The sequence below is a fragment of the Streptomyces sp. NPDC013157 genome (assembly GCF_042899865.1).
GTDB lineage: Bacteria > Actinomycetota > Actinomycetes > Streptomycetales > Streptomycetaceae > Streptomyces.
On record NZ_JBIBAK010000019.1, the window covers coordinates 157118 to 169664 of the forward strand.

Below are 12547 nucleotides of genomic sequence, written 5' to 3' on the forward strand. Positions count from 1 at the left end.
AGGCACACAGGAGCGATCATGCAAGGCCAGGGCCATGCGCAGCCGGTGCAGCGGCCGCCGCACGACGCGGTACTGGTCCTGCTGCGTGTGGTGTTCGTGGCGCTCGGGGTGTTCAGTGCCGGCTTCCTGGCGTGGGCGATGCTGCTGCGGCTGGCCGTCGTGACCCGCAGACCGGTCGACATCGGCGTGATGGTGGCGGCCGTGGCGGCCGACGTCCTCAGCATCGTGCTGCTGGGCAGCGAACCCGGCGACGACGTGCACACCCCCGGCGGCTACCTGGGGATCACGCTTCTGTTCGGCACCCTCCTGGGCGCCGTCGTCTACTACCTGGTGGCCGACGTACGCCACTTCCAGCGGCAGCGCGAGGCGTACGCGGCGCAGAGGTACGCCTACGCGCCCCCCGTCTCGCCGTACACCACGGGGACGATGCCCCCGCACACCCCGGCCCCGCCCGCGCACTCCGTTCCCCCGGTGCCCGGGCCGCCGCTCGCGCAGCCACCGATACCCGCACCGCCCCAGCGCCCGGCGCCCGCCCGGATCGAGCAGGTGCGCGCCGAACTCGACGAGCTCAGTGACTACCTGCGCAAGCACGACGGGCACCGCGAGGGCGACCACGAGGGCGGACGGTGACCGTGGCGACGGGACGCGTCGTCGCCGGGCGCTACGAGCTGTCCACGCTCATCGGACAGGGCGGCATGGGCCAGGTGTGGACGGCGTACGACCAACGGCTCGACCGGCGGGTGGCGGTGAAGCTGCTGCGCCCCGACAAAGTGGCGGGCGCGGAGGCGGAGGAGCTGCGCCGCCGGTTCCTGCGGGAGTGCCGGGTCACCGCGCAGGTCGACCACCCGGGCCTGGTCACCGTGCACGACGCGGGCAGTGAGGGCGAGGAGCTCTTCCTCGTCATGCAGTACGTGGACGGCGCCGACCTCTCCGACCACCTGGCGGAGCACGACCCGTACCCGTGGCAGTGGGCGGTGGCGGTGGCCGCGCAGCTGTGCGCGGTCCTCAGCGCCGTGCACGCCGTGCCGATCGTCCACCGCGACCTCAAGCCGCGCAACGTGATGGTGAAGCAGGACGGCACGGTCACCGTCCTCGACCTGGGCGTCGCCTCCGTCATGGACACGGACACCACCCGCCTCACCCACACCGGGTCCCCGATCGGCTCGCCCGCCTACATGGCGCCCGAGCAGGCGATGGGCGGCGCCGTGGGCCCGTACACCGACCTGTACGCGCTCGGCGTGCTGCTGCACGAACTGCTCAGCGGAGAGGTCCCGTTCGCGGGTTCCACGGCGCTCGGGGTGCTGCACCGGCACCTGTACGAGCCGCCGGCTCCGGTACGCCGGACCCGCCCCGAGGTCCCGGAGGCGCTGGAGAGCCTCGTGCTGCGCCTGCTCGCCAAGGACCCGCAGCACCGCCCGGCGTCCGCGCAGGAGGTCTACGAGGACCTGGCCTCGCTTCTGCCCGCGCGCGGGACGCCGTCCGGGGCTCCCCTGGACCCCACGCGCCCCTTCCTGCGCCCCCACGCCCCCTGGCCGGACCGGGCGCGCACGCCCGCACCCCAGCCCGCCGCCCCCGCGGCCGCCGTACCGGACAGACCGGATGTCGCCGCGGCCGTCGACGAGGTCAAGCGGCTGCTCGGGGAGGGACGCATCACCCAGGCCGTCGACATCCTGGGCGCGATCCTGCCCGTCGCCGCCGACCAGCACGGCGAGCGCTCCACGGTCGTACGCACCCTCCGCAAGCAGTACGCGGCCACGCTGATGGACGACGGGCAGTACCGGCGCGCGCTGCCCGAACTGCGCCGCCTCGCCGACGAACGCGCCGTCGAGGCGGGCCAGGCCGACCCGCAGGCCCTGCGTTTCCGCTACGAGACCGCCCAGTGCCTGGAACAGCTCGGCGAACCGGCGGCGGCGCTCGCGGAGTACCGTGCGCTGCTGCCGTACTACGAGAACCAGTACGTGGCCGGCGACCCGCAGCTCGCCCACGAGGTGCGTCGCCGGATCGGCCATCTGCTGCTCGCCCTCGGCGATCGGCCGGCCGCCCACGACACGCTCACCCGGCTGCTGTTCGACGTGGAACGGCTGCACGGGCCCGGCCATCCCCTGGCGGGCGAGGTGCGGCGGACGCTGCACTGGCTGGGGCAGATGCGCGGCTAGTCCCCGTGCGGTGCATACTGCACCTACTTTTCGCACAACTTGCCGCACAGCAAAGACACAACAGGGGTGGGGTTCGGGCATGTCCAGCCATCGGCAGTCGAAGAAGCGCAGATACATCACCTGGGGCGTCGCGGGCGCCGCGGTCGTCGCGGGGGCCGGGATCGCCGCCCAGACCTCCATGGCGGCCACCACCTGGCCCGCCCAGAAGACGTTCACCGGCCGCGCGTTCGACACCTGCGCCGCCCCCTCCGCCACCGTGATGAAGGCCTGGAACACCGGCTTCTACGGTGCCGCCGCCGTCTACATCGGCGGCAAGAACCGCGGCTGCGCCCAGCCCAACCTCACCGCTTCCTGGGTCAAGTCGGTCTCCGCGACGGGCTGGAAGCTCATCCCGCTCTACGTCGGTGCCCAGCCGTCCTGCGGATCCGGCGGCTCGGTGAAGATCAGCGCCTCCACCGCCGCCTCCGTCGGCAAGTCCGAGGCGGACGACGCCGTGTCCAAGGCCGCCGCGCTCGGGATGAAGGCCGGCAGCCCGATCTACCTCGACATGGAGGCGTACGACACGACGAACACGTCGTGCAACAACGCCGTGCTGACGTACGTCCGCGCCTTCGACAAGGAACTACGGGCGAAGACGTACCGCGCCGGCTTCTACGGCTTCACCAGCTCCAGCGCCAAGGCGATCGCGAACGCCACCGACAAGACGGACCTGCCGGGCAACCTCTGGTACGCGCTGTGGGACAAGACCAACACCACGACCACGGACTGGCCGTTCGGCTCGACCCAGTACACCGGGCACAGCCGGGCCCACCAGTACATGGTGAACAGCAAGGAGACGCGCGGCGGTTACACGGTCACCGTGGACCGCGACGCGTGGGACGCCCCGGTGGCGATCACGGGCTGAGCGGGGTCCGCACGGGATCCGTACCGCAAACCCTTGCGGAGGGTGGCGCGGCGGTGCCGGACGCGCGTGTGAATCGTTGGTCGAATGGGTTGGCCAGAGCCTGCCCACTGCCTACCATCGATCACCGCAAGACTTTGTGCACCGTCGCACAATCTCCTCGGGAGGCACCCTTGCACCGCCGCCGTCGCACCGCGCTCCTCCTCACCGCCGCGATCGCCGCGGCCCCCCTCCTGACCGCCTGCGGAAGCGACGCGCACCCGGGCGCGGCGGCCGTCGTGGGCGGCCAGCGGATCACCGTCTCGCAGCTGGAGAACCGCGTGAACGAGGTGCGCCGGGCCCAGCGCGCCGCGGTGCCGGACCAGACGCAGTACCAGCAGGTCCTCGCCTCCACCGGCAGCCTCACCCGGGACACCCTGTACAACATGGTGCTCGACAAGGTGCTGCACCGGGCCGCCCGGACCGCGGGTGTCACCGTCACCCGGGCGGAGGTCGAGCAGATGCGCACCGGCCTCGAACAGCAGGCCGGCGGTTCCGTGGCGCTGCAGACGGCCTGGCTGCAGAAGTACGGCATCGCCCCCCAGCGGCTGGACGACAACCTCCGCTTCCAGGTGGAGGCCAAGAAGCTCGCCGAGGTGCTCGGCACCGACACCTCGCAGCCCGCCTTCTGGAAGGCCCTGGCGAGCGCCTCCAAGGAACTCCACGTCGACCTGAACCCGCGCTACGGCGCCTGGGACGTCCAGAAGAGCAGCCGGGTGGACGCCAAGACGCCGTGGGTACGGGAGGTCACCTCGGCCGGGACGCAGGTGTCCGCGTAGGGCAGGCCGCCGGGGTGGCCATCCCCCTTGCGGTCATACGATCACTTGATCGCCCCCACCCTGTGGACAAACTGCGAGGTGGGCGGCGGCGGTGCGTTACGTTCGGAGCGTGAACACCACCAGGCCCGAACCCACCCCGGACCCCTCCGCCACGCCTGCGGCCGCCGACCCCGGCCGGATCGTCCTGCTCACCACCAGCCACCGGGTCGCCCCCGGCCTGCTGTCCTGGCCCGCCTGGCAGGCGCTGCGCGCGGCGGACCGCGTGCTGTGCGCGGACGGCGCGCATCCGCAGCTGCCGTATCTGCGGGAGGCCGGGACCCCCGTGGACGAGGCCGCCCCCACCGCCGAGGAGCTGGTCGACGCCTGCGCCGGCGGCCGGACCGTGGTGGTCGTGGCGACGGGCGAGGGCGAGCCCGCCCTCACCGACGGCCTGGCCCGGCTGGCCGGCTCCGGCCGCGTCCGGATGCCCGAGCTGGAGCTCCTCCCCGCCTCCTACGACCTGCCCGGCGCCCGCCTTCTCGACCTCGTCCAGGTCATGGACCGGATCCGCGAGGAGTGCCCCTGGTCGTCCCGGCAGACCCACCAGGGCCTCGCGAAGTACGGCATCGAGGAGGCGTACGAACTCGTCGAGGCGATCGAGGAGGGCGACCGCGACGAACTGCGGGAGGAACTGGGCGACGTGCTCCTCCAGGTCGTCTTCCATGCGCGGATCGCGGAGGAGGACCCGGAGGCCCCCTTCTCGATCGACGACGTCGCGGGAGGCATCGTCGCCAAGCTCATCCACCGCCACCCGCACGTCTTCGGCGACGAGACCGCGTCGACGCCGGAGGAGGTCAAGGAGCACTGGCTGCGCACGAAGGCGGTGGAGAAGCGGCGCGCGTCCGTGACGGACGGGATACCCCTCGCCCAGCCGGGTCTCGCCCTGGCGGCGAAGCTGGCCTCCCGGGTGCGGACGGCCGGTCTCGAGGTGCCGCTGCCGCAGGCTCCGGGCATCGGGTACGAGCTGCTCGCCCTGGCGGCCCGTGCGGAGGCCGACGGCACCGACCCGGAGGCGGCCCTGCGGGCGGCGGCCCGGGCCTACCGGGACGCGGTGCGGGCGACGGAGGGAGTGGAGAAGTGACCCCGGTCGCCCCCGACCTCTTCACCTGGGAGTTCGCCGCGGACCCCTACCCCGCCTACGCCTGGCTGCGGGAGCACGAGCCCGTGCGGCGGACCCGGCTGCCCAGCGGGGTGGAGGCCTGGCTGGTCACGCGGTACGGGGACGCCAAGCAGGCCCTCGCCGACCCCCGTCTGTCCAAGAACCCGGCGCATCACGACGAGCCCGCGCACGCCAAGGGGAAGACCGGCATCCCCGGGGAGCGCAAGGCCGAGTTGATGACGCACCTGCTCAACATCGACCCGCCGGACCACACCCGGCTGCGGCGGCTGGTGAGCAAGGCGTTCACCCCGCGCCGGGTGGCCGAGTTCGCGCCGCGGGTCCGGGAGCTGACCGACCGGCTCATCGACGGGTTCGCGGAGCGGGGCGAGGCCGACCTCATCCACGAGTTCGCCTTCCCGCTCCCCATCTACGCCATCTGCGACCTGCTCGGCGTCCCGCCCGAGGACCAGGACGACTTCCGGGACTGGGCGGGGATGATGATCCGGCACGGGGGCGGGCCGCGGGGCGGGGTCGCGCGGTCGGTGAAGAAGATGCGCGGGTACCTGGCCGAGCTGATCCACCGGAAGCGGGAGGCGCTGCCCGCCGAGGCCGGTCCCGGAGAGGACCTCATCTCCGGGCTCATCCGGGCCTCGGACCACGGCGAGCACCTCACCGAGAACGAGGCCGCGGCCATGGCCTTCATCCTGTTGTTCGCGGGTTTCGAGACCACCGTCAACCTGATCGGCAACGGGACGTACGCGCTGCTCACCCACCCCGGGCAGCGGGCACGTCTGCAGGAGTCCCTGGCCGCCGGTGAGCGCGGGCTGCTGGAGACCGGCGTCGAGGAACTGCTGCGCTACGACGGGCCGGTGGAGCTGGCCACCTGGCGGTTCGCCACCGAGCCGGTCGACATCGGCGGGCAGCGCATCGCGCCCGGCGACCCGGTCCTGGTCGTCCTGGCCGCGGCCGACCGGGACCCGGAGCGGTTCGCCGAGCCGGACACCCTCGACCTCGCCCGGCGGGACAACCAGCACCTCGGCTACGGCCACGGCATCCACTACTGCCTCGGGGCCCCGCTCGCCCGCCTGGAGGGGCAGACCGCACTCGCCGGCCTCCTCACCCGCCTCCCCGACCTGCGACTCGCGGTGGACGAGAGCGAGTTGCGGTGGCGCGGCGGGCTCATCATGCGCGGACTGCGCACCCTGCCCGTGGAGTTCACGCCGGCCGGTCGCTGAAGCCCCCAGAAGGCCCTCGCCGAGGCTTGTACCGGCCCGTACGGGTAAAAGGTGACCGACGTTCAAGTCTGTGATCTTCACGTGATCTACGCGGCATTAACTTGTGACAAGTGATCGTCTGCCGATACGTTCACCCATCAGCGCGGCGCCCCTGCGGGAACCGTCGCGCCGGTCACCGCTGTCGCTCGAAAGGTTTCCGCATGCTCTCCGGGAACGGTCGTCACCGTCGCCCCCGCCAGGCTCCGGCACTCCTCGTCGCGGCCGGGGTGACCGGCTCCGCCATCGCCATCCCGCTCCTCGGTGCGGTGAACGCCAGCGCGGCCGACGGGTCGACCTGGGACCAGGTGGCCGAGTGCGAGAGCGGCGGCTCCTGGAGCGCCGACAACGGCACCGGCTACTACGGCGGCCTCCAGATGTCCCTGGACGACTGGAGCAAGTACGGGGGACTGGAGTACGCCGGCACGCCGGACCAGGCGAGCCGTTCGCAGCAGATCGCGGTCGCCGAGAAGATACTCGCCGACCAGGGCACCAAGCCCTGGCGGACCTGCGCCCTGCTCGCCGGCCTCTCGTCCGACGACGCCTCGGTGAACGTCGACACGGGACTCGGCGACTCGGGCGATTCGTCCGGTTCCTCCGACTCGTCGGACTCGTCCTCCGGACTGTCGGACTCGTCCTCCTCTTCCGGCTCCGACTCGTCTTCGGGCGCCACGGACTCCGGGAACGACTCGGCCGCCCCCTCTCCGAGTGAGAGTGCCGACAACGGCTCCAAGGGGGGCAGTTCCAGCAAGTCCAACAAGACGGACAAGTCGGAATCATCCGACTCCGACGCAGGCTCCGGCGCCTCGAAGGCGAGCGAGAGTCCCGTCACCTCCGGGACCGACGACTCGGACAATTCGTGGCAGACCGGCGGCTCTTGGAGCCTGGTCGACACGGGAGCCGTCAGCAGTGGCGGCAAGCACCGCGGCGGCTCGGCGGACGAAAGCGTGACAAACGGTCAGAGTGTCACCTCCTCCGGCCGCCATGCCTCCCGCGATGCCGGCACCTATATCGTCCGCGACGGCGACACCCTCGCCTCCATCGCCGACTCCCTTGACCTCGACGGCGGATGGCGCGCGCTCTACGCCGCGAACAAGGCCGACATCGGCACCGACCCGAACGCCATCACCCCCGGTCAGACCCTGAAACTCGGCAGCGAATCGGACGAAAAGTAGCGGGAGTTGACATCCCGCTTCGAGTTGAATGTCCGTTTTGGTGAAAGTGTGGGATGAGTCTCAGAAGCCCTGATCATCTTTGAAATTCACCTGATGGCCTGTTTACGGTCAAGGCCGCTCGTCACCACGAGCCCCGGCCGTCGCAACGCCGAGTCCTGCCAGCGGCCGCCCGGGAACAGTCGTCGCGTCATGCGCCGTAGGCAGGAGCGGGGGACCCAAGGTAAGCGCCGGGGCCGGTAGTTGAGGCTGCCGATCCGGCTCGGGGTGAAGCCGCGCACCGACACACGGTGTGCGGCCGGGCAACTCAACCGGCCCGAACCCGACAGCTCACCTCGCAGGCGTCGGTGAGGGGATCGATCCATGCTGTTCTCCGGCAAGGGCAAGCACCGTCGTCCGTCCAAGGCCGTCCGCGCCATCGCTGTCGCCGGTGTCACCGGCGTCGCCGTCGCCGCCCCGCTGATGGCGGCCGGCAGCGCCTCCGCCGCCACCGCCTCCGAGTGGGACGCCGTCGCCCAGTGCGAGTCCGGCGGCAACTGGGCCATCAACACCGGCAACGGCTACTACGGCGGTCTGCAGTTCTCCGCCTCCACCTGGGCCGCGTACGGCGGCACGCAGTACGCCGCGCAGGCCAACCAGGCCACCAAGGCGCAGCAGATCCAGATCGCCGAGAAGGTCCTCGCCGCCCAGGGCAAGGGCGCCTGGCCGGTCTGCGGCACGGGCCTGTCCAGCGCCACCTACACCGGCGGCAGCTCCAGCAGCTCCTCCGGCTCCAGCTCGTCGAGCAGCAGCACCCGCTCGACCGACACCCAGGCCGCCTCCCGCTCCGCCGAGCGCCCGGCCGCCAAGAAGACCGTCACCACCCCGACCGGCAAGAAGGTCAAGAAGGGCGACGGCGAGTACAAGGTCGTCAAGGGCGACACCCTCAGCTCGATCGCCGAGAAGCACAAGGTCAAGGGCGGCTGGCAGGCGCTGTTCAAGCTGAACAAGGACATCGTCGACGACGCCGACTTCATCTACCCGGGCCAGCAGCTGCACCTGAAGTAGGGCACCTGACGCAGCGCGCGGCGCGGCCGCCGAAAGTATTGAGCGGCGCCCAGCCGAACCACAGCTCCCACACAGCCGTGGTCCCCATAGTGGAGACCACGTGAGGGTCACCCCCGTCCCCCGCGGGCCCCCGCTCCGGTGCGTTTTCCCCCGTACGCACCGGGGCGGGGTTTCTCTTTGCCGCCCCTTCCCGGCGCGCTTCTTGGCCCGCTCTTCTTCCGTTCTTCATCGGGACCCCCTTTGTTCCGCGCATGAACAATGAGTACCGTCTGTGTGTCCACGGGCCGGTCGGTCGTGCCGGCCGACGGCCCTCGGACGGTTAGGCTCTAGTCGCAAGGCTGAGCAAGGGCCGACGAGGCCCACGTGCGCCCCGCACAACCAGCGTCACATCCCAAGAAGGAGATGCTCGTGCCGTCCATCGACGTCGTCGTAGCCCGGGAAATCCTGGACTCCCGAGGCAACCCCACGGTCGAGGTCGAGGTCGGCCTCGACGACGGCAGCACGGGTCGTGCCGCCGTTCCGTCCGGCGCCTCCACCGGTGCCTTCGAGGCCATCGAGCTCCGTGACGGCGACCCCAACCGCTACCAGGGCAAGGGCGTCGAGAAGGCCGTCCTCGCCGTCATCGAGCAGATCGGCCCGGAGCTCGTCGGCTACGACGCCACCGAGCAGCGCCTGATCGACCAGGCCATGTTCGACCTGGACGCCACCGACAACAAGGGCTCGCTCGGCGCCAACGCCATCCTCGGTGTCTCCCTCGCCGTCGCGCACGCCGCCTCCGAGGCGTCCGACCTGCCACTGTTCCGCTACCTCGGTGGCCCGAACGCGCACCTGCTGCCCGTCCCGATGATGAACATCCTCAACGGCGGCTCGCACGCGGACTCCAACGTCGACATCCAGGAGTTCATGATCGCCCCGATCGGCGCGGAGTCCTTCTCCGAGGCGCTGCGCTGGGGTGCCGAGGTCTACCACACCCTGAAGAAGGTCCTGAAGGGCAAGGGTCTGGCCACCGGCCTCGGCGACGAGGGCGGCTTCGCCCCGAACCTGGAGTCGAACCGCGCCGCGCTCGACCTCATCCTGGAGGCCATCAAGCAGGCCGGTTACGTCCCCGGCGAGCAGATCGCGCTCGCGCTCGACGTCGCCGCGTCCGAGTTCTACAAGGACGGCAAGTACGAGTTCGAGGGCAAGTCCCGCTCGGCCGCCGAGATGACCGAGTACTACGAGGAGCTCGTCGCCTCCTACCCGCTGGTCTCCATCGAGGACCCGCTGTTCGAGGACGACTGGGCGGGCTGGAAGGTCCTCACCGACAAGCTCGGCGACAAGGTGCAGATCGTCGGCGACGACCTGTTCGTCACCAACCCGGAGCGCCTGGCCCGCGGCATCGAGGAGGGCACCGCCAACGCCCTGCTGGTGAAGGTGAACCAGATCGGTTCGCTCACCGAGACCCTGGACGCCGTCGAGCTCGCCCAGCGCAACGGCTTCAAGTGCATGATGTCGCACCGCTCCGGCGAGACCGAGGACGTCACCATCGCCGACCTCGCCGTCGCCACCAACTGCGGCCAGATCAAGACCGGCGCCCCGGCCCGCTCCGAGCGCGTCGCCAAGTACAACCAGCTGCTGCGCATCGAGGAGATCCTCGACGACGCGGCGGTGTACGCGGGCCGCAGCGCGTTCCCCCGCTTCAAGGGCTGAGCCCGCTAGAGGGTAAGGCTTAGCCAGTCGTACGTACGTCCCCGTACCCGGTCCCGTACCGTGTCCGGGGACGTACGCATGTATCAGGGCGACCAGGGAGGCGGGGACATGGCCGTGAAGGACCGGGACCGGTTCTCCACCGCGACCAGGCTCAAGCTGCTCGGCGAGCAGACGGCTGCCCGGGTCTACCGTTCCCAGACCAGGCGCCAGGCCCGGCGCTCCCGGCTCACCGGCCGCGCCGCGCTGCTCGCGATCGTGCTGTGCACGATGGTCGTCGCGCTCGCCTATCCGATGCGGCAGTACGTCTCCCAGCGCGCCGAGATCTCCGACCTCGAACGGCAGCAGGAGCAGGCCCGGCAGCGGGTCGAGCAGCTGCGGGACCTCAAGGCGCGGTGGCAGGACGACGCGTACGCCGAGCAGCAGATCCGCGAGCGGCTGCACTACGTGATGCCGGGGGAGACCGGGTTCGTCGTGATCGACCCCGGTGCCGCCAAGCAGGCGCACGCCTACCTCGGGGCGGCCGACCGGCCCTGGTACGCGAACGTCTGGGACGGCGTCGACAAGTCCGACGCGTCCGACCAGTGAACCGACAGAAAGCCACGCAGAACACAGTCATGCAAACGCCTCCGCCCTCCACCCCGCGCACCGAGCCGACCGACGCGGACGTCGAGGCCTTCAAGCAGCAGCTCGGGCGGCCGCCGCGCGGGCTGCGGGCCATCGCGCACCGGTGCCCGTGCGGGCAGCCGGACGTCGTGGAGACCGCGCCGCGGCTGCCGGACGGGACGCCGTTCCCGACGCTGTACTACCTGACGTGCCCGAAGGCCGCGTCCGCCATCGGGACCCTCGAGGCCAACGGCGTGATGAAGGAGATGACGGCGCGGCTGGAGAGCGATCCGGAGCTGGCGGCGGCGTACCGGGCCGCCCACGAGGACTACATCCGGCGCCGGGACGAGATCGAGGAGCTGACGGGCTTTCCCAGCGCCGGGGGGATGCCGGACCGGGTGAAGTGCCTCCACGTCCTGGTGGCCCACTCGCTGGCCGCCGGGCCCGGCGTGAACCCGCTCGGCGACGAGGCGATCGCCATGCTGCCGGAGTGGTGGGCCAAGGGTGCCTGCGTGGTCACCGGCGAGTGACGTGCCGTCCAGGGGGCTCCGCCCCCTGGACCCCCGAGGCCTTCGCCCACCCACCACCCGACTCGGTCCGCCGAGAAGGTGCCGCCCCGGCTCGGCTCGGTCCGCCGAGACGTCACGAACAGAGAAGGAACCCACTGCCCATGACCCGCGTCGCCGCCATCGATTGCGGAACCAACTCCATCCGGCTGCTCGTCGCCGACGCGAACCCGGAGACGGGGGAGCTCGTCGATCTGGACCGGCGGATGGTGATCGTGCGGCTCGGGCAGGGGGTGGACCGGACCGGGCGGCTGGCGCCGGAGGCACTGCAGCGGACGTTCGCGGCCTGCCGGGAGTACGCGGCGGTCATCAAGGAGTACGGGGCGGAGCGGCTGCGGTTCGTGGCCACCTCCGCCTCCCGTGACGCCGAGAACCGGGACGAGTTCGTGCGCGGCGTGCTCGACATCCTCGGCGTCGAGCCGGAGGTCATCAGCGGCGACCAGGAGGCCGAGTTCTCCTTCACGGGCGCGACGAGGGAGCTGGCGGGGCGCGACGACCTCGCCAAGCCGTTCCTCGTCGTGGACATCGGCGGCGGGTCGACGGAGTTCGTCGTGGGCGACGCACACGTGCGGGCCGCCCGGTCCGTGGACGTCGGGTGCGTGCGGATGACCGAGCGGCACCTCGTGCACGAGGGGCACGTCAGCGACCCGCCCACCGAGGCCGAGACCGCCTCGATGCGGGCCGACATCGAGCGCGCCCTCGACCTCGCCGAGGAGACCGTACCGCTGCGCGAGGCGCGCACCCTGGTCGGTCTCGCCGGCTCGGTCACCACGCTCTCCGCGATCCACCAGGACCTGCCGGAGTACGACTCCGCCGCCATCCACCACTCCCGCATCCCCTACGCCCGGGTCCGGGAGATCACCGAGTGGCTGCTGCGCTCGACCCACGCCGAGCGGGCGGCCGTGCCCTCCATGCACCCCGGCCGTGTCGACGTCATCGGGGCCGGCGCCCTCGTCCTCCAGTCGATCATGGAACGGGTGGGTGCCGAGGAGGTCGTGGTGAGCGAGCACGACATTCTGGACGGCATCGCCTGGTCCGTCGCCTGACCCGCAGATCGGCGTGATCCATCCTCGGATGAGCATGCGAATCGACGGGTGAGCGCCCCGAACGGCCTGTGACACGCCGTGCCACGACACCCCGACGGAAAACTTCGTGAAGTTCTTCACAAGGAATTCGGTGCAGGTGG

12 protein-coding genes and 1 riboswitch are annotated in these 12547 nt (G+C 71.3%); all 12 genes read left to right on the forward strand.

Annotated elements, in window-relative coordinates; genetic code table 11:
- The first annotated feature begins 18 nt into the window (after window positions 1–18).
- Window positions 19–630, forward strand: a complete 612-nt coding sequence (locus tag ACFY6U_RS42050) for a hypothetical protein (protein ID WP_390046990.1) — start codon at window positions 19–21, stop codon at window positions 628–630.
- A 38-nt stretch (window positions 631–668) separates the two neighbouring features.
- A complete protein-coding gene (locus tag ACFY6U_RS42055; protein WP_390047139.1) occupies window positions 669–2156 on the forward strand; it encodes a protein kinase in 1488 nt (495 codons plus the stop codon).
- A gap of 79 nt (window positions 2157–2235) precedes the next feature.
- Window positions 2236–3060 (forward strand): glycoside hydrolase domain-containing protein, encoded by an 825-nt coding sequence (locus ACFY6U_RS42060; RefSeq protein WP_390046991.1) that lies wholly within the window; start codon window positions 2236–2238, stop codon window positions 3058–3060.
- A gap of 170 nt (window positions 3061–3230) precedes the next feature.
- Window positions 3231–3875 carry a SurA N-terminal domain-containing protein gene (locus tag ACFY6U_RS42065; RefSeq protein WP_390046993.1) on the forward strand — a complete coding sequence of 215 codons (645 nt, stop codon included), beginning with the start codon at window positions 3231–3233 and terminating at the stop codon, window positions 3873–3875.
- A gap of 109 nt (window positions 3876–3984) precedes the next feature.
- Entirely contained in the window at window positions 3985–4995 is a 1011-nt protein-coding gene (locus ACFY6U_RS42070; RefSeq protein ID WP_390046994.1) for a nucleoside triphosphate pyrophosphohydrolase, read from the forward strand.
- Entirely contained in the window at window positions 4992–6248 is a 1257-nt protein-coding gene (locus ACFY6U_RS42075) for a cytochrome P450 (protein ID WP_390046996.1), read from the forward strand. Before ACFY6U_RS42070 ends, ACFY6U_RS42075 begins: the two co-directional genes overlap by 4 nt.
- A gap of 200 nt (window positions 6249–6448) precedes the next feature.
- Complete coding sequence (locus ACFY6U_RS42080) at window positions 6449–7459, forward strand: transglycosylase family protein (protein WP_390046998.1); 1011 nt, start codon at window positions 6449–6451, stop codon at window positions 7457–7459.
- Between the two features lie 182 nt (window positions 7460–7641).
- Window positions 7642–7815, forward strand: a riboswitch (cyclic di-AMP (ydaO/yuaA leader).
- Between the two features lie 4 nt (window positions 7816–7819).
- Window positions 7820–8503: a transglycosylase family protein gene (locus ACFY6U_RS42085; RefSeq protein ID WP_390047000.1), complete on the forward strand. Its 684-nt coding sequence runs from the start codon at window positions 7820–7822 to the stop codon at window positions 8501–8503.
- A 402-nt stretch (window positions 8504–8905) separates the two neighbouring features.
- Window positions 8906–10192, forward strand: coding sequence for a phosphopyruvate hydratase (eno, locus tag ACFY6U_RS42090; RefSeq protein WP_351957329.1), 1287 nt, complete (start codon window positions 8906–8908; stop codon window positions 10190–10192).
- A 108-nt stretch (window positions 10193–10300) separates the two neighbouring features.
- A complete protein-coding gene (locus tag ACFY6U_RS42095; protein ID WP_351489216.1) occupies window positions 10301–10777 on the forward strand; it encodes a septum formation initiator family protein in 477 nt (158 codons plus the stop codon).
- Window positions 10778–10806: 29 nt separating this feature from the next.
- A complete protein-coding gene (locus ACFY6U_RS42100; protein WP_384489793.1) occupies window positions 10807–11325 on the forward strand; it encodes a DUF501 domain-containing protein in 519 nt (172 codons plus the stop codon).
- A gap of 140 nt (window positions 11326–11465) precedes the next feature.
- A complete protein-coding gene (locus ACFY6U_RS42105; protein WP_390047002.1) occupies window positions 11466–12407 on the forward strand; it encodes an exopolyphosphatase in 942 nt (313 codons plus the stop codon).
- The last annotated feature ends 140 nt before the right edge of the window (window positions 12408–12547 follow it).

Bases quoted from the DNA above. Each gene is read 5' to 3' on its own strand.
- ACFY6U_RS42050 (WP_390046990.1), top strand. From the start codon at position 19: ATGCAAGGCCAGGGCCATGCGCAGCCGGTGCAGCGGCCGCCGCACGAC.
- ACFY6U_RS42060 (WP_390046991.1), top strand. From the start codon at position 2,236: ATGTCCAGCCATCGGCAGTCGAAGAAGCGCAGATACATCACCTGGGGC.
- ACFY6U_RS42080 (WP_390046998.1), top strand. From the start codon at position 6,449: ATGCTCTCCGGGAACGGTCGTCACCGTCGCCCCCGCCAGGCTCCGGCA.
- ACFY6U_RS42085 (WP_390047000.1), top strand. From the start codon at position 7,820: ATGCTGTTCTCCGGCAAGGGCAAGCACCGTCGTCCGTCCAAGGCCGTC.
- eno (WP_351957329.1), top strand. From the start codon at position 8,906: ATGCTCGTGCCGTCCATCGACGTCGTCGTAGCCCGGGAAATCCTGGAC.
- ACFY6U_RS42095 (WP_351489216.1), top strand. From the start codon at position 10,301: ATGGCCGTGAAGGACCGGGACCGGTTCTCCACCGCGACCAGGCTCAAG.
- ACFY6U_RS42100 (WP_384489793.1), top strand. From the start codon at position 10,807: ATGCAAACGCCTCCGCCCTCCACCCCGCGCACCGAGCCGACCGACGCG.
- ACFY6U_RS42105 (WP_390047002.1), top strand. From the start codon at position 11,466: ATGACCCGCGTCGCCGCCATCGATTGCGGAACCAACTCCATCCGGCTG.